Source organism: Streptomyces sp. R35 (assembly GCF_041053035.1).
GTDB lineage: Bacteria > Actinomycetota > Actinomycetes > Streptomycetales > Streptomycetaceae > Streptomyces > Streptomyces lutosisoli.
Window position 1 is genome coordinate 10,997,328 of the sequence record NZ_CP163440.1, and the last position, 26,207, is coordinate 11,023,534.

The 26,207-nt window shown below is 68.7% G+C and carries 29 protein-coding genes and 2 pseudogenes; 15 read left to right on the forward strand and 16 right to left on the reverse strand.

The window, feature by feature from the left end; all coding sequences use genetic code 11:
* Window positions 1-11: 11 nt before the first annotated feature.
* The 5 genes from AB5J50_RS49680 to AB5J50_RS49700 form a co-directional block, all read right to left on the reverse strand.
* Window positions 12-1,265 carry an RNA-guided endonuclease InsQ/TnpB family protein gene (locus tag AB5J50_RS49680; RefSeq protein ID WP_369265087.1) on the reverse strand — a complete coding sequence of 418 codons (1,254 nt, stop codon included), beginning with the start codon at window positions 1,263-1,265 and terminating at the stop codon, window positions 12-14.
* A gap of 423 nt (window positions 1,266-1,688) precedes the next feature.
* Window positions 1,689-2,114 carry a peptidase inhibitor family I36 protein gene (locus AB5J50_RS49685; protein WP_369265088.1) on the reverse strand — a complete coding sequence of 142 codons (426 nt, stop codon included), beginning with the start codon at window positions 2,112-2,114 and terminating at the stop codon, window positions 1,689-1,691.
* A gap of 817 nt (window positions 2,115-2,931) precedes the next feature.
* Window positions 2,932-3,339, reverse strand: a complete 408-nt coding sequence (locus AB5J50_RS49690) for a HEAT repeat domain-containing protein (RefSeq protein ID WP_369265734.1) — start codon at window positions 3,337-3,339, stop codon at window positions 2,932-2,934.
* Window positions 3,340-3,837: 498 nt separating this feature from the next.
* Window positions 3,838-4,557 carry a DinB family protein gene (locus tag AB5J50_RS49695; protein ID WP_369265089.1) on the reverse strand — a complete coding sequence of 240 codons (720 nt, stop codon included), beginning with the start codon at window positions 4,555-4,557 and terminating at the stop codon, window positions 3,838-3,840.
* Window positions 4,558-4,617: 60 nt separating this feature from the next.
* Window positions 4,618-4,800 (reverse strand): hypothetical protein, encoded by a 183-nt coding sequence (locus AB5J50_RS49700; protein ID WP_369265090.1) that lies wholly within the window; start codon window positions 4,798-4,800, stop codon window positions 4,618-4,620.
* A 233-nt stretch (window positions 4,801-5,033) separates the two neighbouring features.
* Between AB5J50_RS49700 and AB5J50_RS49705 the strand changes: the two genes are divergently transcribed.
* The 4 genes from AB5J50_RS49705 to AB5J50_RS49720 all read left to right on the forward strand — a co-directional run bounded on the left by AB5J50_RS49705 (window position 5,034) and on the right by AB5J50_RS49720 (window position 8,421).
* Complete coding sequence (locus AB5J50_RS49705; RefSeq protein WP_097282757.1) at window positions 5,034-5,597, forward strand: dihydrofolate reductase family protein; 564 nt, start codon at window positions 5,034-5,036, stop codon at window positions 5,595-5,597.
* A gap of 704 nt (window positions 5,598-6,301) precedes the next feature.
* Window positions 6,302-6,664, forward strand: coding sequence for a MarR family winged helix-turn-helix transcriptional regulator (locus AB5J50_RS49710; RefSeq protein WP_369265735.1), 363 nt, complete (start codon window positions 6,302-6,304; stop codon window positions 6,662-6,664).
* A complete protein-coding gene (locus AB5J50_RS49715) occupies window positions 6,661-8,094 on the forward strand; it encodes an MFS transporter (protein WP_369265091.1) in 1,434 nt (477 codons plus the stop codon). The genes AB5J50_RS49710 and AB5J50_RS49715 overlap by 4 nt, the downstream gene beginning before the upstream one ends.
* Window positions 8,095-8,127: 33 nt before the next feature.
* Window positions 8,128-8,421 (forward strand): DUF1330 domain-containing protein, encoded by a 294-nt coding sequence (locus AB5J50_RS49720; RefSeq protein WP_369265092.1) that lies wholly within the window; start codon window positions 8,128-8,130, stop codon window positions 8,419-8,421.
* Window positions 8,422-8,449: 28 nt separating this feature from the next.
* On the opposite strand, the gene AB5J50_RS49725 is transcribed toward AB5J50_RS49720, so the two are convergent.
* Together AB5J50_RS49725 and AB5J50_RS49730 are read right to left on the reverse strand one after the other, a co-directional pair.
* Window positions 8,450-10,363 carry a TniB family NTP-binding protein gene (locus AB5J50_RS49725; protein WP_369265093.1) on the reverse strand — a complete coding sequence of 638 codons (1,914 nt, stop codon included), beginning with the start codon at window positions 10,361-10,363 and terminating at the stop codon, window positions 8,450-8,452.
* The gene (locus AB5J50_RS49730) at window positions 10,363-11,355 is read right to left on the reverse strand and encodes a Mu transposase C-terminal domain-containing protein (RefSeq protein ID WP_369265094.1); all 993 of its coding nucleotides are present in this window, start codon (window positions 11,353-11,355) and stop codon (window positions 10,363-10,365) included. The genes AB5J50_RS49725 and AB5J50_RS49730 overlap by 1 nt, the downstream gene beginning before the upstream one ends.
* Before the next feature lie 970 nt (window positions 11,356-12,325).
* Between AB5J50_RS49730 and AB5J50_RS49735 the strand changes: the two genes are divergently transcribed.
* The gene (locus AB5J50_RS49735) at window positions 12,326-12,841 is read left to right on the forward strand and encodes a hypothetical protein (protein WP_369265095.1); all 516 of its coding nucleotides are present in this window, start codon (window positions 12,326-12,328) and stop codon (window positions 12,839-12,841) included.
* An 87-nt stretch (window positions 12,842-12,928) separates the two neighbouring features.
* On the opposite strand, the gene AB5J50_RS49740 is transcribed toward AB5J50_RS49735, so the two are convergent.
* The gene (locus tag AB5J50_RS49740) at window positions 12,929-13,108 is read right to left on the reverse strand and encodes a hypothetical protein (RefSeq protein ID WP_369265096.1); all 180 of its coding nucleotides are present in this window, start codon (window positions 13,106-13,108) and stop codon (window positions 12,929-12,931) included.
* A gap of 32 nt (window positions 13,109-13,140) precedes the next feature.
* Complete coding sequence (locus AB5J50_RS49745) at window positions 13,141-13,509, reverse strand: hypothetical protein (RefSeq protein WP_369265097.1); 369 nt, start codon at window positions 13,507-13,509, stop codon at window positions 13,141-13,143.
* 131 nt (window positions 13,510-13,640) lie between these two features.
* On the opposite strand from AB5J50_RS49745, the gene AB5J50_RS49750 reads away from it, so the two are divergent.
* The 9 genes and pseudogenes from AB5J50_RS49750 to AB5J50_RS49790 all read left to right on the forward strand — a co-directional run bounded on the left by AB5J50_RS49750 (window position 13,641) and on the right by AB5J50_RS49790 (window position 19,317).
* Window positions 13,641-14,096, forward strand: a complete 456-nt coding sequence (locus AB5J50_RS49750) for a TetR/AcrR family transcriptional regulator (RefSeq protein WP_369265098.1) — start codon at window positions 13,641-13,643, stop codon at window positions 14,094-14,096.
* A complete protein-coding gene (locus AB5J50_RS49755; protein ID WP_369265099.1) occupies window positions 14,056-14,343 on the forward strand; it encodes a transposase in 288 nt (95 codons plus the stop codon). The genes AB5J50_RS49750 and AB5J50_RS49755 overlap by 41 nt, the downstream gene beginning before the upstream one ends.
* Window positions 14,331-15,104, forward strand: coding sequence for an IS3 family transposase (locus tag AB5J50_RS49760; RefSeq protein ID WP_369265100.1), 774 nt, complete (start codon window positions 14,331-14,333; stop codon window positions 15,102-15,104). The genes AB5J50_RS49755 and AB5J50_RS49760 overlap by 13 nt, the downstream gene beginning before the upstream one ends.
* Window positions 15,105-15,900: 796 nt before the next feature.
* Window positions 15,901-16,872: a hypothetical protein gene (locus AB5J50_RS49765; protein ID WP_369265101.1), complete on the forward strand. Its 972-nt coding sequence runs from the start codon at window positions 15,901-15,903 to the stop codon at window positions 16,870-16,872.
* Window positions 16,873-17,092: 220 nt separating this feature from the next.
* Entirely contained in the window at window positions 17,093-17,281 is a 189-nt protein-coding gene (locus AB5J50_RS49770; RefSeq protein ID WP_369265102.1) for a hypothetical protein, read from the forward strand.
* Between the two features lie 516 nt (window positions 17,282-17,797).
* Window positions 17,798-18,139: pseudogene (locus AB5J50_RS49775) on the forward strand (transposase); the annotation flags it as partial.
* 27 nt (window positions 18,140-18,166) lie between these two features.
* Entirely contained in the window at window positions 18,167-18,574 is a 408-nt protein-coding gene (locus AB5J50_RS49780) for a cytidine deaminase (RefSeq protein ID WP_369265103.1), read from the forward strand.
* A gap of 129 nt (window positions 18,575-18,703) precedes the next feature.
* On the forward strand, window positions 18,704-18,901 hold the full coding sequence (locus AB5J50_RS49785; protein WP_369265104.1) for a hypothetical protein: 198 nt from the start codon (window positions 18,704-18,706) through the stop codon (window positions 18,899-18,901).
* A 236-nt stretch (window positions 18,902-19,137) separates the two neighbouring features.
* Complete coding sequence (locus tag AB5J50_RS49790; RefSeq protein ID WP_369265736.1) at window positions 19,138-19,317, forward strand: transposase; 180 nt, start codon at window positions 19,138-19,140, stop codon at window positions 19,315-19,317.
* Here AB5J50_RS49790 and AB5J50_RS49795 read toward each other — a convergent pair.
* The 6 genes and pseudogenes from AB5J50_RS49795 to AB5J50_RS49820 form a co-directional block, all read right to left on the reverse strand.
* Complete coding sequence (locus AB5J50_RS49795; protein ID WP_369265105.1) at window positions 19,291-19,626, reverse strand: hypothetical protein; 336 nt, start codon at window positions 19,624-19,626, stop codon at window positions 19,291-19,293. The two genes, AB5J50_RS49790 and AB5J50_RS49795, sit on opposite strands and share 27 nt — an antisense overlap.
* Before the next feature lie 148 nt (window positions 19,627-19,774).
* The gene (locus AB5J50_RS49800; protein WP_369265106.1) at window positions 19,775-20,410 is read right to left on the reverse strand and encodes a dihydrofolate reductase family protein; all 636 of its coding nucleotides are present in this window, start codon (window positions 20,408-20,410) and stop codon (window positions 19,775-19,777) included.
* The gene (locus AB5J50_RS49805; RefSeq protein ID WP_369265107.1) at window positions 20,410-20,916 is read right to left on the reverse strand and encodes an SRPBCC family protein; all 507 of its coding nucleotides are present in this window, start codon (window positions 20,914-20,916) and stop codon (window positions 20,410-20,412) included. The genes AB5J50_RS49800 and AB5J50_RS49805 overlap by 1 nt, the downstream gene beginning before the upstream one ends.
* 3 nt (window positions 20,917-20,919) lie before the next feature.
* The gene (locus AB5J50_RS49810) at window positions 20,920-21,261 is read right to left on the reverse strand and encodes an ArsR/SmtB family transcription factor (protein WP_369265108.1); all 342 of its coding nucleotides are present in this window, start codon (window positions 21,259-21,261) and stop codon (window positions 20,920-20,922) included.
* Window positions 21,262-22,358: 1,097 nt separating this feature from the next.
* A pseudogene (locus AB5J50_RS49815) lies at window positions 22,359-23,614 on the reverse strand (transposase).
* Between the two features lie 133 nt (window positions 23,615-23,747).
* Window positions 23,748-24,407, reverse strand: a complete 660-nt coding sequence (locus AB5J50_RS49820; RefSeq protein WP_369265109.1) for a DUF4232 domain-containing protein — start codon at window positions 24,405-24,407, stop codon at window positions 23,748-23,750.
* Window positions 24,408-24,723: 316 nt separating this feature from the next.
* On the opposite strand from AB5J50_RS49820, the gene AB5J50_RS49825 reads away from it, so the two are divergent.
* On the forward strand, window positions 24,724-25,494 hold the full coding sequence (locus AB5J50_RS49825) for a hypothetical protein (RefSeq protein ID WP_369265110.1): 771 nt from the start codon (window positions 24,724-24,726) through the stop codon (window positions 25,492-25,494).
* A gap of 30 nt (window positions 25,495-25,524) precedes the next feature.
* On the opposite strand, the gene AB5J50_RS49830 is transcribed toward AB5J50_RS49825, so the two are convergent.
* Complete coding sequence (locus AB5J50_RS49830) at window positions 25,525-25,842, reverse strand: hypothetical protein (RefSeq protein ID WP_369265111.1); 318 nt, start codon at window positions 25,840-25,842, stop codon at window positions 25,525-25,527.
* Window positions 25,843-26,207: the final 365 nt, after the last annotated feature.

The window sequence follows — 26,207 nt, forward strand, 5'->3', positions numbered from 1 at the left end:
CCCTTCAACTGTCAATGACCCGGGACTGAAAGTCCCGGGTTTGCACAACGGGCGCCACTGGTTGTGGTGCTGGGTTTGCGTCTTGTCCCACGGCCGGGTTTCGGGGGTGGGTCTGGGACGGTTGACTGCGCCCCGCGTCGCCACAACTGTTCCGCGCGGGCGCGGATGTTGCGGGAGCCGTTCCGGTCCGCGTGATCAACGAATCCGCAGTTCCGGCACGCGAACCAGGCCTGCGAGACCCGGTTCGCCTTGTCGATGTGGCCGCATTCGGCGCAGGTGCGCGAGGTGTACGCCGGATCGACGTGCACCACCGGCACCCCCGCGTTGCGAGCCTTGTACGCGATGAACGCTCCCAGCTGGGCAAAGCTCCAGGAGGAGTGGGTGGCCCGTTGGGGCTTGCGAAGCCGTACCCGCTCACGGATGCCCGTCAAATCCTCCAGGGCGATGCCGCGACCGGTGCGTTCTGCCTCGGCCACCACGTGTTTCGCGATCTTGTGGTTGATGTCTGTGGCCCGCCGCGCCTCCTTGCGGCGCCGTTTCTTCAGGCGGCGGTTGGCGGAGGGGGTGTTCTTGCGCTGGAGTTTGGTCCGCAGGGTGCGCTCGCGCTCCCGTCCCCGGTTCAGTGCGCGCCCGGCCATGATCTGGCCGTCCGAGGTGGTGGCGATGTTCACGATCCCCAGATCGATCCCCAGGAACTCCTCCACGTCGGCTTTGAGTGGGTGCTCGGGGATCTCGCAGGTGGCGTTCAAAAACCACATGCCGTCCCGGAACAGCAGGTCCGACTCGCCCTTGCGGTACAGGGCCAGGCGCGCCAGATGCTCCGGGGAGGCGGTGAACGCCACCTTCTTCGTCCGGCCCGGCAGGGTCCACAGGGAGACGGTGCGCTCGGTGATCTGCCAGGACAGCATCCGGTCGTCGTAGGGCTGCGCACCTTCGGGGCGGAAGGCCACCGGTTTCCCGGCGGCCCGCCGGTAGCGCTTCGACCACGGCTTGCCCAGGTTCCCGGCCTTCAGGTTCGCCTTCAGCGTGGTGTAGGCGTCACAGGTTTTCTTGATCACGTGCTGGGCGGCCTGCGCACCCAGCCCCCACTGCTGCTTAACCTGAATGTAGGTATGCTCGCGCAGGGCGAAGTTCCGCTTCACGTCCTTCTCGAACGCCACCGACGACACCCAGGAAGCTGCTTCGTTACAGGCGCGCAGGGTCGCCTCAAGTGCCGCCGCCTGCACGGGCGTCGGCAGCAGCTTCACCTGCACCACCAGCTTCACCCGTGCGACGCTACCCGCCCTCCGGATCACCGGCATTCGAACACCGAGATCTCACCGGGCCCTCCGGGCCGGTTTGTTGGCCGCGCTCCGCGCTGCACGGCGCGGCGGCGCTCCGCGCCGCCCAGCTCAGGATGCGATTCCTCCCGGGCGTGAACGCCCGGGGTTCCTCGCAAGATCATGCTGAACCTGCGGCGCGGGCTGTGTCGCAGTTCCGGTAGCACGCGCTGGCCGTGCTGCCGCTTCCGCCGGTCGAAGAACCGCCGGTCGTGACGCTCAGTTGACGCTCCGGGCGTCCCGCGGCCTGCTCATCGGGCCGAGAAACCCTGTCTGACCTGCAGACTGACAGTCCTTGGGATCACCTGATCAACCGGACGAATCGACTACACGCAAAGACCTCGGCCACGGCTTCGGTCCTGGCTTGGGTCAGCAGTTGTATGCGTACCAGACGGGCGAGAAGTTGTAGTTGGAGTATCCGTGGATGGTCCCGTTCACCTCGCGGCCCGGAATGGTGCCGATGACGGTGAAGGTGCTGTTCTTGAACGCGGCGGCCGTTCCCACCGTCTGGTTGTTCCAGGCTGATCCGTAGCCGTTCCACTGGGCCAGCCGGTAGTCGCCGCAGACGTAGAGGTCGAAGCGGGTTCCCTTGAAGTTCGGCTGGGTGTAGAGGCAGAGCCGTCCGTAGGCGCAGTCGCCGCCGTCGCCGCGTGCCGGCACGCCGTCCACTCCTTCGACGGTCGCTTGCGCGTTGTCGCTCCCGCCCGCCGGCGCGGACCAGGAGGGCTCGGCGAGTGCGCCGGTGGCCAGCGCCAGGGATGCCATGACGAGTGCGGCGCTCTTGCGGAATCCCATGGTGATGCCCTTTCGTTCGCTCTCTGTTCGGTCCGCACGATCGTGGCCCCGCGTATACGGCCCGGACCAACACTTCGAGGAGGATCGAAGGGCACCGGGGGTGCTCCGGCGTTTCCCGGCCACACCGGCCCGCCGGCACCGCTGACAGTCATGTCCGCCGGCGCCGCTGACGGTGATGCGGGCAGCCTGTGCGGTGAGCGGCCCGGCGGCCTCGGCCCGGCCCGGCGGTCGTGCAGGTTCTGCAAGGTCTTTGAGAGAACGCCGCCGGCTGCGGTCGGGCGACGGCCCGTGGGAGGGTCTGCTTCGGCAGGACCGGGCCGCGGCGGATGCCGCAGGCGGGATCGACTGGGAGACCACGGCGGACTCGACCGTCGTGCGGGTGCATCAGCCGGCCGGCGCCCGCGCTGCTCCGCCGCCGGATCCTGCGCCAAAGGAGGCAGACAGCGCCGGTCACCGGACCGAAACCGCGTGACAGTGCCCGCCTGCCCGCCTGCCCGTCTGGTGGAGGCCAGGGCCTGAGCCGGTCGCGCGGCGGGTTCACAAGCAAGCCCCGCCCGAGCACAGACGGCCGTTGCCGCCCGCCGTCCTTCCTCGCCACCGGCGGACAACGGACGGACTACACGCAGGGCGGGGCTGCGCTGGAGAAGATCCGCGTCCCCCCGTCATGTTTTCCGTGGTCCTGCAATGGGGCCGCTGGCCTCAGGGCCCGCCACGCATCAGCGCGCTGTTCGCCATGCTCCGCGACGGCACCTTCTACGAACCCCGCCTCCCTCAAGCGGCGGCTGCATGAACCAGCCCACGGGCAGGTTGGTTCAGGTCAGCACCTTCTGTCGTCTGTCCACGCCGAGATCTCGGCGGCACCCCGCCGGACAGCTTCTTCCTGGTCCCGGGCGAGCTTCGCGCAGGCCGCTGCGACATCCGGCACATCGTCCGGTCCCACGAGCGCGTCATGCACCCCGGTCTGCAGCCAGTCAGCCTGGTTGCCGTCAGCCTCGACGACCGCGAGAGCGATGAGCCTCACGGCGGCGGCCGTCCCCATTCGGGCCAGGGCCTGTGCCGTCTGTCGCGTCACCGCAGTGTCCTCGACATCCAGCAGCAGCCCCACCAGCACTTCCGCAGCTTCAGGAACATCAGCGAAGGAAGCAAGGGCCCGCCCAGCGCGTGCACGTTGCGTCCACGAAGGAGACGACGCCTCAGCCAAGGCCGCCTCCAACCCACCCATCATCTCTGGCACGACCAGACCGTCTCATGCCCCACGAAGAAGATCGAACATCGGGCCAAATCTGACCACACGCTTGACGAAGAACATAGAGGCACCCCGCCCCGACAGCCCTCACCGTGAACCCGATCGGAAGGCGCCCCGACCGGACAGGACCCCACGGCCGGCGGCAGCTACCGCCACATCCCGCCCCGGGCACCCAACACCTCAGCCACCGAACGCGGATGAGCACACGTCAGCCAACCGCAGGCATCCAGGCCGGCCGAGCGGGGCTCGGCGGCCAGCGGCAGCCGGCGCCGTCGGGTGCCGCTGTACGCGGCGACGGACCTGCAGACGCACGGACAGCAAACGCAGGGCGGAGCAGGACACGCCGTTGCCGGAGGGGCGGACCAGCACGCGAACCCCTCGGTCCCACTGGCAAGCCCACACGGCAGGTGACAGACCGCTCACCGGCGTGTGGACCGAAAACGCCCGCCGTGGAACACCCTCGCGGCGCGGCCGGGCCTACTCGTCGGTGGCGAAGCGGGCCTGCCACAGGTCGCGGAGCAACGCGATCTCGGCCATGTGGTGGATGAATTCGAGGTTGGTCGACGACAGCACGCCGATGTACGGATAGTCGCGGTCGTTGCTGTACGGGTACTGCGAGAGGCCGACCGTGTCGAGCTGCTCTTCGGTGACGGTGGCGACGCTCTCGCGCCAGCGGTCGATCACCGTCCAGAACCGGTCGAGAGTCAAGGCGGCGGAGGGGGCGAAGTCGACCATCAGCTTCGGATCCTGGCGCCGCTCGCCGAAGGTCCACTCCCATGCGCCCGCGAACTGGAAGTGCAGGTGTCCCAGCCGCCACGCGATGGTCGTGATCGGCGTCGCGTCGGGCTCCGGGGCGCCGGTGCGGGCGAGGATCTGCTCGACCCGCTCGGCACTCACGCTCCAGTCATCGGCGATCTTGGCGACGGTCATGCCGCCGGCGGCCTGCCGGGCCACCTCGGCGTACTCGCTTGCCGGGATGTTCGCGGCGCCCAGGTCGAGCAGCCACTCACCCGGACCGAATGCCCTGGGCGTCACCGCCTCGCCCCGGCGCCGGATGGACCAGCAACCGGGCACCGGCTCCCACAGGTACTCCGCGTCGCCGAGCCCCGTCAGCCGCACCTGGGCCATCTCCCTGGCGTGGTCGAACTGGCCGAGCAGCAAGCCCAGACGGTCGGTCCGCGCGCCCTCGGTTTCCATGCCTGACTCCCTTCGTGGTCGCCTCTCGTACCTCACTGCGCTCAGGCGGAAGGTAACGGCTCACCTCACGGGGCGCGACCGATTTCCTCGCCCGCGAAGCGGTGCCGCACCACCCGCATCACCGCACTCGATGCCGATCAGCGCGCCGGGCGGGAGGTCGTCGAGCGTCTTCACGTCGGAGCCCTCGGGGACGACCAGGACGTCGTGCACGTCGCCGCGCGGCAGCATTGCGGCGAATACCACGATCTCGCCGCCGATGACATGTCGATCTTCTGTGACCTGCTGGTTCTCTGTTGTCTCACCGCGATGTCACCCAAGATCAGTCTCGGATCGATGCCATTTCCTCGGCGGAACGATGAGTCTGCGGCTGAGCCACCGAGCACGAGGACTACATGTGAGCTCAGATCGCGCACCGATGAGTTTCCCGCGCCGCGCCGGTCTGTACGCGTGAGACCGACTCACGGAAGGCTGGCGCCATGCGGAAACTGATCTACGGCATGAACCTGACCCTGGACGGCTACATCGCCGCGCCCGGCGACGACATCGGCTGGAGCGTGCCGAGCGACGAGCTGTTCCAGTTCTGGTCCGACCAGTTGCAGGCGACCGACCTGTCGCTGTACGGGCGCAAGCTGTGGCAGACCATGAGCTCCTACTGGCCGACCGGCGACCAGCAGCCCAACGCCACCCCGGCGGAGATCGAGTTCGCGCGCCGTTGGCGGGACATGTCGAAGGTGGTGTTCTCCTCGACGATCGACAAGGTCGACTGGAACACCCGCCTGGTCACCGGCGACGCGGTCGCCGAGATCACCCGGCTCAAGGCCGAGGACGGCGGCCCGATGGACATCGGCGGCGCGACGCTCGCCGGGGCGGCCATGCGGGCCGGGCTGATTGACGAGTACGTGCTGGCCACCGCGCCGGTCCTGGTGGGCGGCGGCACGCCGTTCTTCACCGCGCTGGACAACTGGGTGAACCTGAACCTGGTGGAGACGCGGACGTTTCCCTCAGGCGTGATCCTGACCAGGTACGAGACGAGGCGCTGAGCGCCCGTCCGGGAGTCACGGGCCATATGCTCCGCGGGTGACACCGGAGGAGCTGGCTCGGTTGCGCCGCGCACGCGACCTCATGGACCGCGAGTACGCCGAACCGCCCGAGCCACCCAAACGAGTGAAGCCCCTTGTCCCGTCTCATTAGATCTTGACGAGAGAGGGCCGCTGACCTGGGGGGTGACAGGTTGGGTTGCGACTCAGAGCGTGGAGGCCCGGGCTTCGGGGCGGGCTGAGCGCGGCGCCGGGTTCGCGTCTCATCGATCGTGGCGAGACCGGTGGTTCCTGAGCTGGGCATTGTCAGGGTGGTGAGACGCCCTGCTCCAGGATTCGCAGTGAAGGTGGCAGTTTCCTGACCAGTCCCGGCCCGAGCTGGGTCTGAGCAACGTCAAAACGGCGTGCTTCCTCTGCAGGCAGTTGGGGGTGGTCGCGCCAGTGCGGGGAGGTGAGCAGGCCGGTGAGCACGATGACTTCGGGGTAGGTGGCTACTTCGATTCGGGGCTCGGAGGGACGGTGGGGATCACCGAACGGGTCCTCGCCCAGCACTTCGAGTCGGCGGTTGCCATTTCCATAAACTATAAATATAAAAATGCTATGCTTCGAGCATGAGTCGTCAAGACACCGCTCCTGGCGCGTCCGCCGCCATCGGGGCAGCCCTCTACGGCCTGGCCACCAGGGCCGCGAGACGCCTGCCCCGGGACATGAGCCTGACGTCCGCCGCCACCCTGGCAACCCTGGACCGGACCGGCCCGCGGCGCATCACCGATCTGGCCGCGGTCGAGGGCGTCACCCAGCCCGCGATGACCGCCCTGGCCCGGGTGATGGAGGAGTCCGGCCTGGTCGAGCGGCGGGGCGACGCGTCCGACAAGCGGGTCACGCTGGTGTGCCTGACCGAGGCCGGCGCCTCCTATGTCCGGACGCGGCGCCAGGCGGGCGTCCACGCGTTCGAGCGGTTGATCGGCGAGCTCACCGGCGACGAGGTCGAGGCGCTGGTGGCGGCCCTTCCGGCGCTGAAGCATCTGGCAGAGCTCGAAAGCCAGGACCGCGAAGGGCCGAAGCAGTGACCGGGCAGCCGGTCGGCGGGGTCGCGGTGAAGGCGTTCCCGGTGGCGCGTTCCGAGGCGCGGCTGCTGGTCCCCGCCCTGATGTTCATCGCTCTGGTCGTGGCGGCGGTCGCCAGCCTCGGGACGCCGCTCATCACCAGCGTGGCGACCTCGTTCCACGTCTCGCTCGGCAGCGCGCAGTGGACGCTGACCGTCGCGCTGCTCAGCGGCGCCGTCGCCACGCCGGTCCTGGGCCGGCTCGGAGCCGGCCCGCACCGGCGGGCCACGATCCTCGCCACGCTGGCGGTCGTCGTCGCCGGCAGCGCGCTCACCGTGCTGCCGCTGCCGTTCGCGTGGCTGCTGGCCGGCAGGGCGGCCCAGGGCGTCGGGCTCGGGCTGACGGCGCTGATGATGGGCGTGGCCCGGGACCACCTCCCCGAGGAGCGCAGCGCGGCCGTGATCGCCCTGATCTCGGTGGTCTCGATCATCGGGGCCGGCGTCGGCTACCCGCTGGCCGCACTGCTCGCCGAGCTCGGCGGGGTACGGGCCGCCTACGGCCTCGGCCTGGTCGTCACCGCCGCCGCCCTCCTGACCGCGTGGCGCTCCATGCCCGAAGCCCCCGAAGGCCGCTCCGCCCACGTGGACGTGGCAGGCGCGGTCGTCCTGGCCGCTGCGCTGCTCCTGGTGCTGTTCCTCGCCGGCGAACGGAATCTGTGGAGCCGGCACCTCGCCGTGGCGGCGGGCCTCGCCGTCGTCGCGGTGGTGCTGCTCTGCGTCTGGGCCGTCATCGAGCTGCGCAGCACGACGCCCCTGGTCGATGTGCGGGCGGTGCGGCACCCGGCGGTCGCCGGGGCGAACCTCGCCATGTTCGTCGGCGGGATCGGCATGTACCTCCTGCTCACGCTCATCACCCGGTACGCGCAGACGCCGCACGGCGCCGGCTACGGCTTCGGGCTGACGACCTTCGTCGCCGGGCTGGTCCTCATCCCGTTCTCGGTGCTGGGGTTCGTCGCCGGCAAGCTCACGCCGCGGGTCCGGACGCGGATCGCCGACCCCCTGCTCCTGGCCGGCAGCGCCGTCGTGGCCGGCGGCGGGTTCGCCCTGTTCGCGGCGGTCCGGTCGGACCTGGCCGAACTGTTCGCGGCGATGGGCGTGCTCGGCTTCGGCGTCGGCGGCTTCTCGGCCGCGATGCCCGGCGTCATCCTGGCCGTCACCCCCAAGAGCGAGACGTCGAGCGCCATGAGCTTCAACTACGTCGTCCGCAGCGTCGGGTACTCCCTGGGCAGCGCCATCGGCGGCCTGATCCTCGCCGCGGGCACCGGCCCCGGCCACCTCTTCCCCGACGACAGCGCCTACACCACCGCGGCGCTGGTCGGCATCGGCGCCATGGCGATCACGACGCTGACAAGCCTCGCTCTCGCCTGCCGACGCTCGTCCGAGACCAACCCGTAAGTCAGATGCACTCATCCCAACACTGGAGGTTCCATGCCCAAGGGCTACTGGGTCAGCGTCTACCGCACCATTTCAGACCCTGAGAAGCTGGCTGCTTACAACAAGCTGGCCGCTCCGGCCGTCAAGGCCGGGGGCGGTCGGACCTTCGTCCGTGGCGGTCGGGTCGTGGCGCATGACGCCGGAATCGCCGAGCGCACCGTCCTGGTCGAGTTCGACAGCTTCGAGCAGGCCGTCGCGGCGCACGAGAGTGCGGCCTACCAGGAGGCGCTGGTCGCCCTCTCCGACGGCGTCGAGCGCGACTTCCGCATCGTCGAAGGCATCGACTGACCGAGGTCGAGTCGGTTCTTCACTGAAGTCAGGGTGGTGAGACGCCCTGCTCCAGGATTCGCAGTGAAGGTGGCAGTTTCCGGACCAGTCCCGGCCCGAGCTGGGTCTGAGCAACGCCAAAACGGCGTGCCTCTGCGGGCAGTTGGGGGTGGTCGCGCCAGTGCGGGGAGGTGAGCAGGCCGGTGAGCACGATGACTTCGGGGTAGGTGGCCACTTCGATTCGGGGCTCGGAGGGACGGTGGGGATCACCGAACGGGTCCTCGCCCAGCACTTCGAGTCGGCGGTTCCACCTCTGCCGAAGAGGCTCTCCGCTCTGCTCACCGGTGAACCACCTGGTCAGGCAGTCGCGGGCGTCGATGAAGGCCAGCTCGGTGAAGGGATGGGCGCCCCGGCGGACGATCCGGTGATGCTGGAGGTCGGCCCGCAGAACCTCGGGCAGCAGCGTCAGATCGTGTTGCTCTGCTCCGAGGAGCCAGCGGCTGTGCCGGTGGCAGACACCTTCGTGGTGCGGGGTGCTGCGGACGACGAGCCCGTGGACGTGCCGCCGGGCCATGCAGAGGCGGCAGGCAGGGCGGCGCTGCGGGTCGATGACCTCCTCTGTGGCGGACCGATGGTGTCGAAGCGGGTCGCTGATCGAGCCGAGCGGCGGCATTGCGTGGACCAGGGATGACGGGTTCCGTCCGGTCAAAGTCGCGAGCCGTCGCAGTGCGTCTGGGGTCCAGTAGCCGACTCGGTTGTCGACGTGGCGGTGTTGGCGGGACGGGCCGAGCAGGTGCGAGAGGTAGCCAATGGTGACGTGGTTGGCGTCGGCGAGGCGGTTCAGGTAGGAGCCGATGGTCTCGTGGTGGACGGGCGGCGGCGTCAGTGGCAGGGGCCGCGGCCGGTCGGTCACGCGACGTGTTTCGTGCCGCGTCTGCGGCGCCGGCGCGCGGGGAATGTTCTGCTGTTCGGCGCTCTCGTCCAGGTCGACCCGTTCCAGCGAGGCTTTGGTGATCTTCTCGCTGCCGTCGAGGAGGGCGTCCAGGGTGGCCTCGCGGACAAGGTGGGACAGGCTGCCGATCATTCCGCCGGTGCGGTCGTGCAGGTAGGAACTCAGGTCCAGCAAGCTCCCCGGTCGGTGGGCTCGCAGCCGCAGGGACTCCTCCGAAGTCGCCACGAGGGAACACCAGGAGCCGCGCTGTTCCTCGGTCTTGTGGCGGAACGGGCTGGTGGGAATGAGGGTGTAGCGGCTGGCGATCTGCCCGCCGCGGCGTCCGGCGAACAGTCCGGTGCCCTCGACGTCGACGCCGGCCAGGACGAACGTCGCGGGGATGCGCTCGGACAGGTACTTGATCTGGTCGGATGCCTCGGCGCCCACCCGCGTACCGATGTCGAGATTGTGCAGTTCGTCGATGAGCACGAGACGGCAGCCGAGTGTGCAGAGCAGATCGCAGACCTTGTTGGTCACTTCGACCTGGCTGAACCGCGAGGGCAGCGGCAGGCCGATGAACCGTGCGAACTCGATGGCCGGCATCTTCGGCGTGGCCGCGGGCGGGACGGCGACGTAGACGACCGGCAGGGAGTCCGGCGGGATCTCGCCGCGACGGCGTCCCAACTGTTCATAGCTCTTGCCCAGTTGGGTGATGGCGGTGGTCTTCCCGGTCCCGGCGGGGCCCGAGACGATCAGTCCGCGGCGGGCGGAGTGCTGGTGCCGGTTGAGCAGGATGCGCTTGCGGCCGGTCGCGGTGACATGGCGGATCGTCGGGGTGGAGACGATGACGAGTTGCGCGTGATAGTCCTCCAGGGCCTGGTCGTAGGCGGTTCGTTCCGCCTCGGTGAGCCGTTGCAGGGCCGCGGGCGCCAAGACGGCCGGCGCCGTGGTGGTCTCCGCGGTGAAGGCGGTCCAGCCCTCCTTGGTCGTCAGCGGGTGGTCGACTTCCTCCGGCTCGAGGAAGTGCGTCATCAGCGGCTCCCGTCGGTGAAGGCGTCGAACACACCGAACGGAATGACCTGGGCGATCTCCCCATCACCGTCAGGTTCCTGATCCGTCTCGGGATCGGGTTCGCGGCGCGCCGGCGGCAGTGCGGGGACGGCCGTTGCCGCCTTGGTGCGGGCGGCGATCCGCCGGTCGGGCCCGCTCTCGGCGCGCGTCAGCAGGTCGTCGATGACGACGGCGATGGCGTCCTCGTCGGTGTCGTCGGCGCCCTTGGCGGCCAGCACGGCTCGGGCATGGCGCCAGGTGAAATCGGCGAACGGCGCTGAGACCGTGCCCAGCCGGGTCCAGGGAACGGTGATCCAGCCTCCGGCCCGGATATCGCGTACCCAGACATGTGACAGGTCGTAGGGGTCGTAATGGACCTCCCAGAGGTTGCCCTTGGTGTCCACTCCGGACGGCTGGCGCCGGTAGGAGCCCAACTCCCGGCAGTCGTAGGTGCGGTAGTCGAGCGTGATGCCGTAGTTGTTGATCTTCCGCCACTCGACGGGTAGCAACTCGATGTAGTCGTCACCGCCGAGACAGACCGGCAGATAGCCGGTGCGGGAGACCAGCATGGCGTAGGCCTCGTTCGGCGAGAGGGCCTTGCCCGGCAGGAACGGACTGCGCAGAGCGTCATGCGGGCGGGTCTGCCACCGGGCGATAACCCACTCGTGGAAGAGATCGGCGAGTTCCGAGATCGTCCAGACCGCCTGGACGTCGCGGCCACGGCGGGTGGTGTCGGAGCCGACGTATCCGGCGACGTGCTGGCAGAACATCGAGTTGATGGATTCGAACGTCCGCTCCACGACTCCCTTGTCCGTCGGCGTGGCAGGCCGTGCGGGCTGGAAGGACATGCCCAGCGAACGGCAGGCCGCGACAAACGTGTCCGAAACGAAGACCTTGCCCCGGTCCACGATGATCGTGTCCGGGACGATCACCGGCCGTGTCGCGGCGTGTTCCAGGCGGGCGTCGGCGCTCATCAACCGGGGCGTGAGGGATCAGCGAGGCCGACATCCGTAGAGCGTCCGACCAGCCGGGCCGCATCGGTTCGGGCACCAGCATCTGTGCCAGCAGCAGTGCGGCGTCCACGGCCTTGGTTCCGGCTGGCCGCAGGATCGTCGCGCAGATGGTGCGGGAGGCGACATCGACCGCGATCGTCAGCTCGACCCGGCCGGTCACGCCGTCGTCCAGGATGGCCAGCACGTCCAGCGGGGTGGTGTCGATCTGCACTACTTCGCCGGGCCGGGCGGCCAGCGTCGGGGTGACCGGAGCCTCCGGCCGCCCGGCCAGAGAGCTTCGGGTCGTTGCCGCCCCGAAGCTGTGGCGCCCCTCGGAAAGCGACTTGAGCAGCCGGAAGTACGCTGCCCGTGACGGCAGGGGGACCGTGCCCTCCCCGTGCCGTTCGGCGACCAGCTTCTCGGCCTGCCGGATCACACGGGTGCGGGTCCCCGTCGACGAGTCTTCCTGTGCGGTCAGGACCTCCAGGACCGCCTCGACCAGGCGCTCGTCCACCCGGCCGGTGCCCGGCGCCATGGACAACCTCGTAGCTCGCCGATCCACCAGCCCCCACAGCCCTTCGTCCCGCCACTTCGTCCTCAGCCGGAACAGCGTCCGTTCCGACACCTCGTTGCCTGCCGCGGTCAGCTCGGCCGCTTTGGCCACGAGGCGTTCGTTCACGGTTCGCCACTGCGGGTCGTACTCCGGCCTGGGAACCGTTCCCTTCGGCGCGTCGGACAGATCGTGGTGGTTGAGCGGGGCCGCCTTGAGTGTGCCGGTGGTCCAGCCGGCGGGCACGGCCGGCTCGGGGCGTTCCCTCAACTCCGGTCCGTTGAGCAGCTGATCACGGTCGCGGCGGGCGGCGGTGTAACGCCGCACCGGTTTCACCACCGCCGGCACCCCTGAGAACGCTCTGAAACCGCGCTGAATGGGGGGTCGCCCACGCTCTGCGGCATGACGACGACGGCCCCGCCAGGGGCAGCGGACCGGGAGGGGATCACCATGAACGGCCTGCGGCTGATCCGTCGGCACACGGCGGCCTTCGGGCGCTTCGCCGGGCTGGGCAGCGGAGTCACCCTGGCAGCCTCGGCAGCCCTGGTCCTGCTTTCGCAGTGGATCCCGTGGATGGCGGCGAACGCACTGACCACCGTCGCCTCCACCGTGGTCGCCACCGAGCTGCACGCCCGCATCTCGTTCGGCCACGGACGGCCCGGTCTGACCGGCCACCTGAAGAGCGCGGCCACCATCGCCGCCGGCTGGCTGGTCACCTCCGCAGCGGTCAGCTCGCTGACCGCGCTCCACCCCGGCGCCGGACTCGTCCTGCAGCAGACGGTGTACCTGTCGGCCACCGCGCTCGTCGGGATCGGCCGCTATCTCGTGCTGCGGCTGGCCGTGTTCACGGAGCACGCCCCGCAGCCCCGGACCGGCGCCGGGGTCCCGGTGCGGGCCGCGTACGACGCGGCGGCATGAGCGCTGGCGGGGATAGTACTGCGGCCCGGGGGTCGGGGCGGGCGGCTCGTCGGCAGTAGCGAATGGACGTGCGGCTGGCCGTCGGCCTCACGGGTCGACGGCGAGGCCGGACGCGTCGGCCCGTCCCGCAAGGCGGCCGCTGTCGGGGTGGATCAGGTCGCGGGTGCCGGCGAAGACCGTGAGCGGGGGAGGGGAGGGGCTACGAGCCCTGCCGGCCTGAGCCGATCGGGTTGGCTGGACCAGATCAACTGAGACGACACCGGACATCCAGACCTCCTGGGCCAGATCCGCTGAGACTTTCAGCGACCCAGCGTCTCAACTGCAAGGCGCCGCAGCAGCTCGGGCTTCCAGCCCGCGTCGACGCGCACGGTCCAGCCCGTAGCGGCCGGGGAGTCATCGCCGACATTCCGCGAAGCGTTGAACTCGTCCACCGGGCAGACCTGCCGCACCCCGAACGCGGCCTCGATCTCGACGGCTTTGCGGGCCTGCAGGAACCGGTGGAAGCCCTTGAAGATCTGGACGTATCCACGGCCAGTGGTCGGCGCCCGCCCTTCCACGGCCAGGCCGCCGACCACGCGGTCGATGTCCCCGGGCGTGACATCCCACGTCGGGCGCCCCAGGGCCTTCAACGTTCGCTCCAGCAGGCCGATGTCATTGGCGACCGTCACTGGGCTGAAACCCCGGGCCCGCCAGGAGGTCACGAACGACTCGAGCGGGCCGCCGACGGCGATCTCGGCTGTTGTACGCGGCGTAGAGTTGCCCCCTGGCTCGGCCTCGACAGTTTGACGAAGAAGAGGTTGTGCGGGCTGCCCGCGATCAGTTCTGGTCCGTGGGCTACAACGGCACCTCCATCGACGACCTGAGCGCGGCAACAGGCCTGGGCCGGGGAAGCTTGTATGGAGCTTTCGGGGACAAGCACGCGCTGTTCCTTCGGGCGCTCGACAGCTACAACAGCGACGCGCTGGGAGCCTGGCGCACAGCTCTTGGCGGCTCCGGCCCAGCCCTGCCCATGCTCGAGCGGCATGTACGCAACGTCGCCGAAGGCATCACCTGGGACGCGGAGCGGCGCGGCTGCATCGCGCGGGCCCAAGCGGAAGGCTCTCTGGATGCTGATGCGGATGCGGACAGCCTCGCCGGCCTGCTGCTTGCCGTGCTGCGGGGGTGTCCCTCCCCTCGTAGCGTGAAGACCGTGACTGCAGGGGAAGTTGGGAGTCATGGCGGAGAAGCGACGGAAGTTCGATCCGGAGTTCCGTGAGGGGGCTGTACGGATCGTGACGGAGACCGGCAAGCCGATCGCCGAGGTCGCGAAGGACCTGGGCATCAACGAGACAACCCTGGCCAGCTGGGTGTCCCGGGCCCGCCGGGCCGGGACGGCACCTGCCGGCGAAGGTGATGAGCTGGAGCGGCTGCGGCGGGAGAACGCCCAGCTCAAGCGGGACAACAAAGAACTGGTCATGGAGCGCGATGTGGTCAAGCGCTGCATGGTCCTGTGGGTGAAGTAGCTGGGGCGGACCCGGCACAAGTGGCCGGGGTGATCAGCGACTTCAGGACCGTGCACAACATCCTGCACCGCGTCTCGTGCCGCGCCCTGGGCGTGAGCGAGTGGTGGTTCTACAAGCACCGCACCCGCCGGCCGGCCCGGCGGGAAGTACGCCGCCAGCAGCTGGCCGAGGCAGTGCAGGAGGAGTTCACCGACTCCGGCGGCACCTATGGCTCGCCGAAGATCTGGATCCGGCTGGTGCGGCAAGGCTGGCGGGTCTCGGTGAACACCGTCGCAAAGCTGATGGCCGAGCTCGGTCTGGTCGCCCGCAAGGTCCGCAGACGGCGGGGGCTGACCCGGCCGGGGAAGCGGCCGGCCGCCGCGGACTTCGTCAACCGGGACTTCGCCGCCGAGGCACCCGACCTGGTGTGGTGCGGGGACATGACGGAGATCGAGACCGGTGAGGGCAAGTTTGACCGCGGCAGCGAGTACGCCTCGCGGAAGTTCCGCCGGGCCTGCCGCAAGCTGGGCGTTTCCCAGTCCATGGGCATAGTCGGATCTTGTTTCGACAACGCCGTCAGCGAGGCGTTCAACAGCATCCTGAACGTCGAGTACGTCCATCGGCACGCCTTCGCCACCCGCACCGAGGCCCGGATCCGGATCGCCACCTGGATCACCGACTACTACAACGCCCGACGGCTACTCAGCGTGTGTGGCTTCAAGAGCCCGATCGACTACGAACGCGACTACTGGGCCCGCCTCAGCGAGGGGCTGGCTGCATAGGAAGGTCTCCGCGATTCGAGGGGATTGACAGGACCTCGGCGCCCCCGATCGAGGCATCAGCCAGTTGCCGCTCAGAGCGTCCACGCACCCGCAACGACCACATCGCGCAGCGCGGACACCGACCCGACGACGAGCGGACCCGTGCACCCAACGTGATCTGATCTCTGGTCCTCTCCACCAACTCGACCACCACACCGGCCAGATGAGGAAGAACCTCCTGTAATCCGCCTGAGGTGCACACCCAGGAGATACCTGCCACAAATCGACTCCGCCACGTGATCAGCGACAGAGCCCTTGAGCCCGTACTTCGCTCTGCACATGAGCTAGAACGCCCACACATGAGGCCGCTGACGGGTGTTTCGTACGCGGCGATGGTCCACTTCGGGTCACGGGATTGGGCGTCGTGGTCGAAGCGGGCGCGCAGGGTGAGCGATTCGTGGTTGGCGATGGTGCTGTTGTCGTCCCAGGTCTGTTCCCTGTCAAGCTCTGCGTGTTGAGCTGCTGTCGGCCTGTGCCACTGGCCCGGGGCTTGGTTCCTCCACGGTCACGCAGGGCTACACGAGATGCCGCGGAGGAGCGGTCTACAGCTGGCAAAGCAAGGTGAGCGGGTGCCGGTGCCACGGTGGGTAGTGAGGCAATGCGGGGCGCGCTGACGGATATGCACGTATGTGGCGCGACGGGCAAGGCGGCGCGACCGGCAACGAGCGCGGCCTCTGTCTGTCACCTGTGGTGCCACTACACTGCGCCTGGCACCACAGGACACACACCAACTGGCCGAAAGCGAACGGGGAGCGGCATGGCTACGGGGGGATGGGGGCCGGGAAACGGCCCGGGTCAGCCTGGCGGCAACGGACCGGGAGGCCAGGGCGGCTGGGGCGCTCCCTACGGACCACCGCAGGGCGGCTTGTACGGTCCGCCACCACCGAATCCGGGCCCGTACCCGTACCCGAACCAGCCTCCGTACCCCTACGGCCCCCAGCCCACGAGGCCCGCCGTCCGGCGCCGCCGCGGCTGCCTGTCGTTCGTCTCTCCCTTCGGGCTCGTCGGCGCGATCCTGCGCTCCGCGCACCGCGTTGCCACCAGGCTCTTCGCGCAGGGCGACGGCCGGATCGAGGACCGCACCGTGGACCGCGTCCAGCTGGCCCGCACGGTGCTCGGTGCCGCCGCCACCATCGCCCTGATCCTCGCCTACAACGTGGATCCGAACCGCTGGGAGGACGCGGCGTACGGCGGTGCCGCCCAACTCATCGTCGCCCCGTTCGTGCTGATCATCGCCGCGCCCCTGGTCATCATCGGATTCATCTACTACGCGCCCCCGCACCTGCGGCCGCATCTGCGCTCCCGGCTGCGCGCTCCGCTCAAGGCGGTCGGCTGGTACGTGCTGACGCTGGTCGTGATGGGCGGAATCCTCGTCCCGACGGCCCTGACCGTCGACGCCGACGACGGGAAGAGCTGGTGGGAGTACGCACTGGCCGTCGCCTCGCTGATCGTGATCCTGTGGGGTTTTCCCTTCTTCTTCATGGCGTCGCTGTACTCGGCCCGCAGCGCCTTCAACAGCGCCCAGGTCCACCCGATGCTGCCGCCCGTCCTCACCCTGACGCTGGTGTGGGTGTTTGCGGCCTTCAGCCTGATCGGCGACGGCATGCCGGGGGGCCCGCCCATCGTCCAGTTCTGCTCCACGCTGGGCGGGCCGCTGTCGGTGACCGCTGTCGCGCTGTGGGAACTGCGGCGGATGAGGACCCGTTTCGGCGTCACCCTGCGCGCCTGATCCGGCTTCGGCGGGCCCCGCTCCCAGGTAAAGCGCGGACCTTCGGTGAAGGGGGTGTGAGGGTTCTCAGGGACAAAGCCAGGCGTGCCGGCCAGGCGACATCTGCGGCCAGCGCTACTACACCGCGGGCGGTTCGACGATCGCCGTCCGCACCAACGAGTCCGGCACGGAGAAGCTGTCCCTCCTCGCCGGCGACGCGTACGGCACGTTCACACTTGCCGTGGCCGCCACCGATCTGGCCGTCGCCAAGCGGTACTTCACCTCCTTCGGCGAGACCCGTGAGGGCGGCACCGGGACGTGGACGGACGACAAGGCCTTTCTCGGTAAGACGGCCGACGAGGACACCCGCCTCACTGGAGTCCTCGCCATCACCCCGCACGCCGGCGCCGGGCCATCCATGTCCAGTTGATGTATCCGCACCCGGATGCACGGGAAGGCTGGAAGGGCAGGCGCACGGCCAGGAGCTTGCCGGGCCTCACCTGTGACGATCCTTCAAGATCCCGTCCACGCCTCGTCCACAGACCTCGGCATGCGGCCGCTTGGGGCAGCACATGGCTGCCCACATACGCGAAGACCCCGGCCTCAGCGTCTCCGCTGGTGAAGGGCTCTTTGGGCACCTCATGAAGAGTGCCTCCGGCAGGATTCAACCTGCGCACACGGCTGCGGAGTGATTGCGCTGTTCAAGGCCGATCTAGTCTTTGACCCGCAAGGGAAAGCCACCGAGGTTGTAGGTGGCCCTGGTTGTGTCGCGGGTGTGTCGCATGACGGCTGAGCGGTCCCTGGATGCCCCGGCCGTCGGCGAGCCAACCCTGACCGTGAGAGGGCGATCCGATCGGCTTTCGCGCTCCTGGGACGGGGCTGGCCTGAAGGCCTGGAGCCCGAGACCCCCTGGCTCGCACGGCCGGCCGTGCACAGCGGGTAATTGCTGGAGTTCTGCCGCTACTTGCGCAGCCTCTACCCGCCCAAGGTCCGGATCGCGATCGTGCTCGACAACTTCTCCCCGCACTTGACCACGAAGAAGGACACCCGGGTCGGTGACTGGGCCGTAGCCAGCAACGTCGAGTTCGCCTACATGCCTACCAACACCTCGTGGCTGAACCGGATCGAGGCCCAGTTCACCGCCCTGCGGTACTTCGCGCTGGACGGCACCGACCACGCCAGCCACAAGGAACAGGGCAGCATGATCCGCCGCTACATCATCTGGCGGAACAAGCACGCTGCCGATATTCGCTTGCGCGCTCTCGTCACGCGCGTCAACGTCGCCTGACACCTGACGAAGGCAGAGAAGACGACCATGCAGACCCACCCCGTCGACCACGAACTCATCCAGGCCGCGGCGCACGTCGCTCGCACTCGCTGCCGGGGCGACAACCACACCATGGCGGCCGCGGCCCGCGCTCGGGACGGCCGGATCGTCACGGCGGTGAACGCCTACCACTTCACCGGAGGCCCCTGCGCCGAGCTGGTCGTCATAGGCGCGGCAGCCGCCCAGGGCGCCTATGAGCTGGACACGATCGTCGCCGTGGGCGACCGCGACCGGGGGATTGTCCCCCCGTGCGGCCGGTGCCGTCAGGTCCTTCTCGACTACTTCCCCGCCCTCAAAGTCATCGTCGGCCAAGACGACCACATCCGGACCGTCCCTATCACCGACTTGCTCCCCGAAAGCTACGTCTGGGCCGACCACCAGCTCGACGCCGAGTAAACCGCCACTCAGCTCGCGCTGGCACCGCCGGCCGACAACAGGGCGAACGTTGTCTGATGCGGCACTTGGTGGTCTGGAGGGTGAACAGGGCAGGTGGCAGGATGAGTTGGGGTGAGAGGGTGGGGGTTCGTGCGGGGTGACAGGCGGCAGATTCAGACGGCGGTCCTGGGCAGTGCGGACTCGGAGGAGCCGCTGATGCTGCCGCTGGAGCCGATCGAGTGGGACGCCTTCCGTTGGCGGTACGAGCACGACATGTTCTGGTGCGGGCTGCCGCTGGGTGGCTGTGGCGTTCAGCTGACGACGAAGCTCTACACCGACCTTCTCTGATGCGATGAAAGGAACGGGACCACCCCACCCCCAGCCCAAGCACGGCCTCATCCCGCATCCATCAAACAGAACCCGGACAAGCACGACACTGGACCGGCCCCGCCCTTTCAGGGATGAACGAAGTCCGAGAAGGCGGTTGGCCTGTCGTCATAGCCGCAAACGGTTCATTGATCACCGTCTGGGAAGGCTGGAATGCCGGCGCTTCGGATCTGAGCGGGGTCTGAGCGTGTAGGGGGATCCACCGGTCGATGGCCGCACCGCCGCCCAACGGGCCGACCGAGGCGTTGAACAACCTGATCAAACGCATCAAACGAGTCGGGTTCGGGTTCCGCCGCTTCCGCAACTACCGAGTCCGCGTCCTGCTCTACGCCGGCAGACCGAACTGGGACCTACTCGCCACCATCGCGCCCCGCTGAAATCGAAGAGCCGGTAAACAGGGCGTAGTCGGTGTCGATCACCACCAGGGGAACATCGACGCGCCACTCAGCCGACACCGTGCCGTCGGCACCCTCATAGGGAACGAACGGCACCACCTTCGACTGGGACCAGGCATTCAGCTCGTCTTCGGTGACCTGCTCCGGTGACCAGCCGTCGTTCTCGGTGGCGTCGATCACCAGCCCGGTCTGCACCAGGTTGGCCAGCTCGATCACCGCCTCGTAGCGAGCCACGAACGCTGCTTCGTCGCCGTTCTCGTTGCTGGGAAGTTCGTCGTAGCCGGGGATCACTGCGGACAGCGTTCGGAGACCGTTTCGGCGTACATGGCCAGCTCCCCGCCCCCATAGGTGAGCACGTATCGCCATCCGTCGCCGCCAGGGCGGGCCGGGCTGTCCGCAGGCAGCTGACCTCGGCGGGAGAGCGCTGACTTCGGGACAGTTACCGCTCCCTGACGGTGTAGGTCAGGTGCGTCACCCTTGGGGAGGGCTCCGCGCGGACCGGCTCCAGGGCCACGCGGCGCGCGTCCACGCCCTCGAACAGGCGGATTCCGGAGCCGAACAGCACGGGTGACAGCGCGATGGAGAACTCGTCGATCAGGCCCGCGTTCACGTACTCCAGGATCGTCGCGCCGCCGCCCGCGATGCGGACGTCCCGGTCGCGGGCGGCGGCGCGGGCCTGGTCGAGCGCGGGCTCGATGCCGTCGTTGACGAAGTGGAAGGTGGTTCCACCCGGCCGCTCCCAGGGGTCACGCTTCTCGTGCGTCACGACGAAGACCGGCGTGTGGAACGGCGCCTCCTCCGGCCACGCTTGCTCGCCGAGGTCGAACATGTGCTTGCCCATCACACTCGCGCCGGTGCGCTCGAACGTCTCCCGCGCGATGTCGTTGTCGCGCCCTTCCTCGCCGCCCTCGCCGAGCTTCAGGTTCTCCCGGAAGAACCGCTGCGGGAATATCCACTGCTGCAGCTCCATCCACTGCGCCATCCAGCGCTGGACATCCGGGTCATCCATGCGCTCCTCGGGCGCGATGAAGCCGTCCAGCGACATCGTCACGCTGAAGAACACCTTCCCGGCCATCAGCCCTCCGCTCCCTTCCGCGCGAGGTCGGTGACGTAGGCAGCCAGGTTGCTCAGGGTCTGCCGGCCGCCCTCGATCGCGTGGTACTTCTCGACCGCCTCGTCGCGCAGCTCCTTGGTGGGGAACACCGTGCGCATCTCGATTCGGGTCGCCGCGCCGTCGGGCGCGAACGTGAGGACCGACTCGAAGGCGTTCGGGTCGCCGCGGGACTCACCGTGCAGCAGCGCGATCCGCTCCGGCGGGGCGATCTCGGTCCAGGAGATCCACTCCTGGTAGTCCGTCCCGTCCGGTCCGTGCATCACGAAGGCCCACTCCCCGCCGACGCGGAACTCGAACGCCCGCGTTGTGGTGGTGAACCCCTCCGGTCCCCACCACCGCGACAGGTGCCGCACCTCGGTGAACGCTTCGAACACCAGCTCCTGTGGGGCACTGATGACCCGGGAGATCACGATCTCGCGGTCGGCCGTCGCTGACTGCGCCGGCGCGTCCCGTCCTGTCGCTGCCATCGGTCACTCCTCCTGCCTTGCCTGCTTGAGGTCCTGCACGTACTCGTCCAGCCGGTCGAAGCTCTCGTTCCAGAACCGCTCGAACCCGCCGGTCCACTCGTGGATCGGTCGCAGCCCGCGGGCGTCAAGGCCGTACAGGCGCTGCTTGCCTGCCTTGCGGTCCCGCACCAGCCCGACCTCCCGGAGCACCCGCAGGTGTTTGGACGCCCCCGGCTGGGTCATCCCCAACTCGTGGGCCAACTCGGTCACCGGCCGCTCACCCGCCCGTAGCAGCACCAGGATCTCCCGGCGCTGCGGCTCGGCGATCGCGTTGAAGACGTCCGACGTCGTCGCTGCTCGTGCCATGTGTCCATCGTATTCCGATATCGGCATGCGTCAAGCCGGAGAGACCGGGCGGGTCTCGTCAGGTCCGGCCTGGCGGCTTCGACCGGAGTGGGCCGGGGCTCGTTCGGCGGGTCCAGGCAGACCTTGGCGGCGCCCGCAGCGTGTGCCCCTGGCTGGAGCCCCTGCGCGGAACCGACCCGCCGCTGAGCGGCCTTCCCGAAGCTCCGACCGTGCGCCAGGGCACCGCCTGGTTCACCCGCCACCCCGACGGCCTGACCAGCGAGGAAGACCTCCGCCTCAAGCAACTCCTCGATCACTGCCCGGAGTTGGCCGACACCGTCGCTCACGTCCGGGAGTTCGCCGAGTCATGGACCAGCTGGACGGCGTGCGGCTGCAGCCGGTCCCGCGTGTGGCCCGCCGGTACTGGATCGAGAGAATCTGTCCACGCTGTCACGCCGCCCAGGGCGGGGACTGCGTTCTTGCTGAGGGAACCGACGCCGGGAAGATGCGTAAGTCCCCCCCTCGATGAGCGGTTGCAGCCGATCGTGGACGAGCGGAAGGCCCAACAGGCGGCACGGGCCCAGCCCGAGGGAAAGCATTCCAAGCCGGGACGACTGCTGCACGTGCACGTGGCGCGACGGTACTGGATCAAGGGGAATGGCCCGCACTGTCAGGCTGTGGCAGGCAGCAACTGTGTCAAGGATGCCCGGACGGGTACGGGGGCCGTGTCGAGGATCCCCCACGATGAGCGGCTCGAGCCCATCCTGGCGGAGCGCAAGGCCCAGGCGGAGCGTCAGCGTCTGGCACCGGGGGCGTATGACCTCGCCTGCCCCGATTGCGCCAGGCTGGCCGGTGAGCGAAGCGCGTCGCCGAGCGGCAGCGTGCATCGCTCGCGAGTCGAAGGCGCGCGGAAGACCGGCCAGGAAATGTTGCGGTCGGAGCCGGAGCCCGGGCCGGTCGATCGAGCACAGGAGGCTCGCCCTGAGGGCCGACGTCGCCCAAGGCATCCGGCACAGCAGCCGACCAGTGCCCGAGAGGTCTGGGACGTCCGGGGAACCGGTCTCCTCGGAGCCCCGTCCGCGATGCGGACGCTGTTGGTAAATCCGCCCCGCTGGGTCTCATCCAGCGGGGCGGATTGCTGCGAAGGGTGATACGCGGGTGCGGGCGAGTGGTCTGCCGGTGAGCCAGGCGTCGAGGCGGGCCAGGTTGATGGCGGCGCCGGTGAAGTGGTGTTGCAGTCGGGTCTTGGCGAGTCCCCGGTAGCGTGATCTACGCAGGCCGAATGCCTGAACGCCTTGAGAGATGGTGCCCTCGACACCGGCACGGTGTCCGTAGCGGAGGCGCCATTGTTCGGTGTCCTGTTCCGGTCGGGCCTGCTGGAGAATCTCGTGTTCTGCTCTCGGCCGGAAGGTGAGGGAGCGGCCGTGTGAAGAGCCCGTGCACTGGGCCCGCATCGCGCACGGGTCGCAGTCCCGTGGGGAGAAACGGACGCGGGTCACCGGGGTGCCCCGGTGGCTGTGAGTGGCGCTCCAGACCGTGTTGGTCCTGCCGCCCGGGCAGGTGACGGTGCACTGGTCCCAGTCGACGGTGAAGCGTGTGTTGTCGAAGAAGTCTCCTGCCACCTGTTTCTTGTTGGTCACCTTTCCAACCGGGCCGACGAGGTCAACGTCGTGATCGCGGCGGGCGTGGTGGATCTGCTCGGCGTCGATATAGCCGGCGTCCACCAGGTGCTCGTCCGGCAGGAGCCCGCGTTCGCCGAGCGCGGTGTGGATGTCCTCCAGGACAGCGTCGTCGTTGACCGGTGCCGGCGTGGTGTGGATGTGCGTAATCAGGTGAGGGGCGTTTGGCTCGCACGTCTCGCTGAGATGAACCTTGTAGCCGGACCAGCGAACTCCAAACGGTTCAAGTCCCGCGTCGCGGCCAGCACGTGCGTGGCATCCGTGCGCTGCCGCTTGCCCGCCTTGACCAAACCGGCCTCCCCGGCCGCCCGCAGCACCTCGTCGAACACCGCCCGGCCCGCATCCGCGTCGACCAGCCGACCACGGAACTCGCTGAGCACCGAGAAGTCGAACCCAGTGTCGGTCAGCTCCAGCGACAAGGCGTACTTCCAGTCCAGACGCGAGCGGACCGCGTGCGCGGTCTGCCGGACGGTCAGCCCCTCCGCGAACTGCAACACCGACACCAGCGCCAGCCGCGCCGGGGACACCGCCGGCCGTCCCCGCACAGGGAACAGCTCCTCGAAGTCGGCGTCGGCGAAGACCGGCCTGAGGACATCTCGCACCCGCATCGCCAGACACCTCTTCGGAAACACCGCACGCCCCACCCGCACGGTCTCCTCCGGGATCTCCGCCAGCTCCACCCCACGCAACGACACGAACCCACCCCAAAAAACACGACGACGGCCTGCACAACCCCAACGGGGTCATGCAGGCCGTCGTCACGCAGACCCCGGATTTACCAACAGCGTCCGCGATGCGGACGGGGCTCTCGTGGGACGGTGCGGGCCGTCAGCCGCCGACGGGGCCGGTGTAGGTGCCCGGGTGCGTGGCGCCGTCCTGGAGCAGCAGACTGCCACCGGGCCAGGTCAGGGTGGTCGAGGTGGTCTCGTTCGGCGGGGTGATGACGACCGAGGTGGCCTTGAACTCGGTGCCGCTGCCCTGGGTCCACGGCAGGAAGGTGATGGTGAACGTCGTGCTGCTGCCGGCGGCCAGGGTGACCTTCTTGGGCGTTGCACTGCTGCGGGTCAGCGACCAGCTGCCGCTGGAGGCCTTCAGGTCGACCCCGGGGAAGCCCTGGATGGTGCACGCGGCGGACGTCTTGTTCTTGAGCACCACGGCCAGCTGCTGCTGGTCGTCCGAGCTGCTGACCTTGCCGTCGCCGGAGCCGAACGAGAAGCCCAGCCCGGCGGTGTGGCAGCGGCTCGCGCCGGTGCCGCCGCTGCTGCCGGTGCTGGTGCCCGTACCGCCGCCCGTGCTGCTGCCCGCGTCCTTGGTGGCACCCGTGTTCTCGGCCGGGGCGCCGTCGGCCGCAGTGGCCGAGGGCGAGGAAGCCGGTGCGGACGACTGGTCGCCCGAGGCGTCGTTGCCGCTGCCGTTCCCGCAGGCGGTGAGCGTCAGGGCCAGCGCGGACGTGGCGGCGAGTGCGGTGGCGGCGTGGAACAGGCGCATGATGCTTCTTCTCCGTTGCATGAGGGGCGCTGGCGGGCGCCGTGTTGATCACCACAGTACGAGGGGATTCTCAACAGCCCAGTAACAGAAGCGTCCTGACCTCGCGTCAGCCGCCCAGAAGGCTTTCAGCGCACTCGTCAGGTTCCGGGGTCCGTGTGCGGCCGTAGTCGCCCGCCACCGCCTGATGAAGCCCGGCACCGTGACCTTCACCAGCGCCACCATCCTCGAGCGCCGTCGTCGACGGCATCAAGCAGACCCCGTCAGCCGCCGGCTGAGGGGAAGATGCCTTTACACAGAGATGTCAGGGAGGGGACGCTTGCCGAGCAACGCACCGCAGAGACGTATGAGACTGAGGCTGGCCAGGCAGCGCGCCGCCCCGAGTCGCGTCCGGGCCCGCGAACGAGCAGAAGAACCCGAAAGCGGCCTGAAGCTCGGGCGGTTCAACCTGCTCGCCTTAGGCGCGGTCGTCACCATCGTGGTGAGCATCGGCGGCCTGGTGGCAACGGCTGTCGGCACACTTTGGAGCGCCCGCGTTGCGGCGGACCAACTGGAGCAGTCCCGGGAACAGGTGGAGCAGAAGCAACGGGAGCAGGCTGCCCGAGTCTCGTACTGGGTTGACAGAGGCCAAAAGGGCGAGGGGCGACTCCACGTGATGAACAGGTCCGCTGACCCCGTGGCGAACCTGGGCATCACCTTCATGGTTGTGGAGGGAGATACAAGCCGTGGCCCCGTGGCCTTCAAGGTGAGCTTCCCGTCGCTACCACCCTGCTCCTCCGTGATCATCGAGACCAAGTCTCTCAAGTACACGAAAGCGGACACTGGGGAGGATAGAGAAACCTTTTGGCTTCCCGTCACGGAGGCCAATGACTTCGACCTCAGCCTCAAGGACTTGCCTGACTATGTGGGGTTCGACCAACCGGCCATCGGCTTCCAGGACCGCGACGGTACGTACTGGGCTCGGCAGGATGGCGGACTGACCAAAGACGAGGTCATTTCCATCGAGCATACGCCGGCCGGTTCCGGCAGGGTCCTGGGAGAGCCGTCGGTGCAGGCCGTCAAGTCCTGCGGAGACGACTCAGGGAGTTAAGGCCACGCTCACGACGCGGCTCCCTTGATCTCATTGGGCGTGGTGCAGCCAGCGCTGGAGGGTGTTGTTGACGTCTGCCGGCAGGGCGCTGAGCTGGTCGATGACGGCACGGTCTTCGGGCATCGGGGGGATGCCGGCGGCGGTGAGTGCCGCATGCAGGGCGAGGCGTTGCTGGTCGTATGGGGTGAGGGTGTAGCTGAGGCGGTGGGCGGGGTTGGGTGGCGGCAGGAAGTAGTCGATGTCATCGCGGGGCTGGGCGGGAGTCGGCCAGGCATTGTCACTGGGGTGTGCGGCGTATGGGTCGAAGACGGCGCACGAACTGAGGCTCTCGTTGCTCCAGGGGGTCATCTCTGTCTCCTCACCGGCGAATTGCGGATCACAGGCCTAGAGCCCCGCAGGGCCCCCTTCGGTTGCAGCCGCGACCGTACGTCACGCTGATGGCGCCATCGGCTGCTGATCACCTGGTGTGACCAACAGATGGCAGCCGACACCGCCCAGCTCGCATCGGCTGCCGGCCAGCCCGGCCGGGGCCTGCCCACCCACGTTGCAGCCCAGCCCCTCGACTACGGGCCCGAGTGGCTGCACCTGGAACAGCACAGATTCCAGATGCAGGAGCGAGCCCCCACGCACCCACACGCCCGGACGAAGTCGCACTTGGTCCAAGAAGTCGTACGCGTCGGTCAGCTCGCTCAGGTGACTGGATTTTCGCCTGG

Coding starts and splice junctions, on each gene's coding strand:
- AB5J50_RS49820 (WP_369265109.1), bottom strand. CDS start 24,407: ATGCGCCTGTTCCACGCCGCCACCGCACTCGCCGCCACGTCCGCGCTG.
- AB5J50_RS49725 (WP_369265093.1), bottom strand. CDS start 10,363: ATGACGCACTTCCTCGAGCCGGAGGAAGTCGACCACCCGCTGACGACC.
- AB5J50_RS49705 (WP_097282757.1), top strand. CDS start 5,034: ATGCGGAAACTGATCTACGGCATGAACCTGACCCTGGACGGCTACATC.
- AB5J50_RS49800 (WP_369265106.1), bottom strand. CDS start 20,410: ATGGCCGGGAAGGTGTTCTTCAGCGTGACGATGTCGCTGGACGGCTTC.
- AB5J50_RS49830 (WP_369265111.1), bottom strand. CDS start 25,842: ATGACCCCCTGGAGCAACGAGAGCCTCAGTTCGTGCGCCGTCTTCGAC.
- AB5J50_RS49685 (WP_369265088.1), bottom strand. CDS start 2,114: ATGGGATTCCGCAAGAGCGCCGCACTCGTCATGGCATCCCTGGCGCTG.
- AB5J50_RS49735 (WP_369265095.1), top strand. CDS start 12,326: ATGACGACGACGGCCCCGCCAGGGGCAGCGGACCGGGAGGGGATCACC.
- AB5J50_RS49710 (WP_369265735.1), top strand. CDS start 6,302: ATGAGCCTGACGTCCGCCGCCACCCTGGCAACCCTGGACCGGACCGGC.
- AB5J50_RS49695 (WP_369265089.1), bottom strand. CDS start 4,557: ATGGAAACCGAGGGCGCGCGGACCGACCGTCTGGGCTTGCTGCTCGGC.
- AB5J50_RS49780 (WP_369265103.1), top strand. CDS start 18,167: ATGCAGACCCACCCCGTCGACCACGAACTCATCCAGGCCGCGGCGCAC.
- AB5J50_RS49690 (WP_369265734.1), bottom strand. CDS start 3,339: ATGATGGGTGGGTTGGAGGCGGCCTTGGCTGAGGCGTCGTCTCCTTCG.
- AB5J50_RS49810 (WP_369265108.1), bottom strand. CDS start 21,261: ATGGCACGAGCAGCGACGACGTCGGACGTCTTCAACGCGATCGCCGAG.
- AB5J50_RS49740 (WP_369265096.1), bottom strand. CDS start 13,108: ATGTCCGGTGTCGTCTCAGTTGATCTGGTCCAGCCAACCCGATCGGCT.
- AB5J50_RS49730 (WP_369265094.1), bottom strand. CDS start 11,355: ATGAGCGCCGACGCCCGCCTGGAACACGCCGCGACACGGCCGGTGATC.
- AB5J50_RS49755 (WP_369265099.1), top strand. CDS start 14,056: ATGGCGGAGAAGCGACGGAAGTTCGATCCGGAGTTCCGTGAGGGGGCT.
- AB5J50_RS49805 (WP_369265107.1), bottom strand. CDS start 20,916: ATGGCAGCGACAGGACGGGACGCGCCGGCGCAGTCAGCGACGGCCGAC.
- AB5J50_RS49765 (WP_369265101.1), top strand. CDS start 15,901: ATGGCTACGGGGGGATGGGGGCCGGGAAACGGCCCGGGTCAGCCTGGC.
- AB5J50_RS49720 (WP_369265092.1), top strand. CDS start 8,128: ATGCCCAAGGGCTACTGGGTCAGCGTCTACCGCACCATTTCAGACCCT.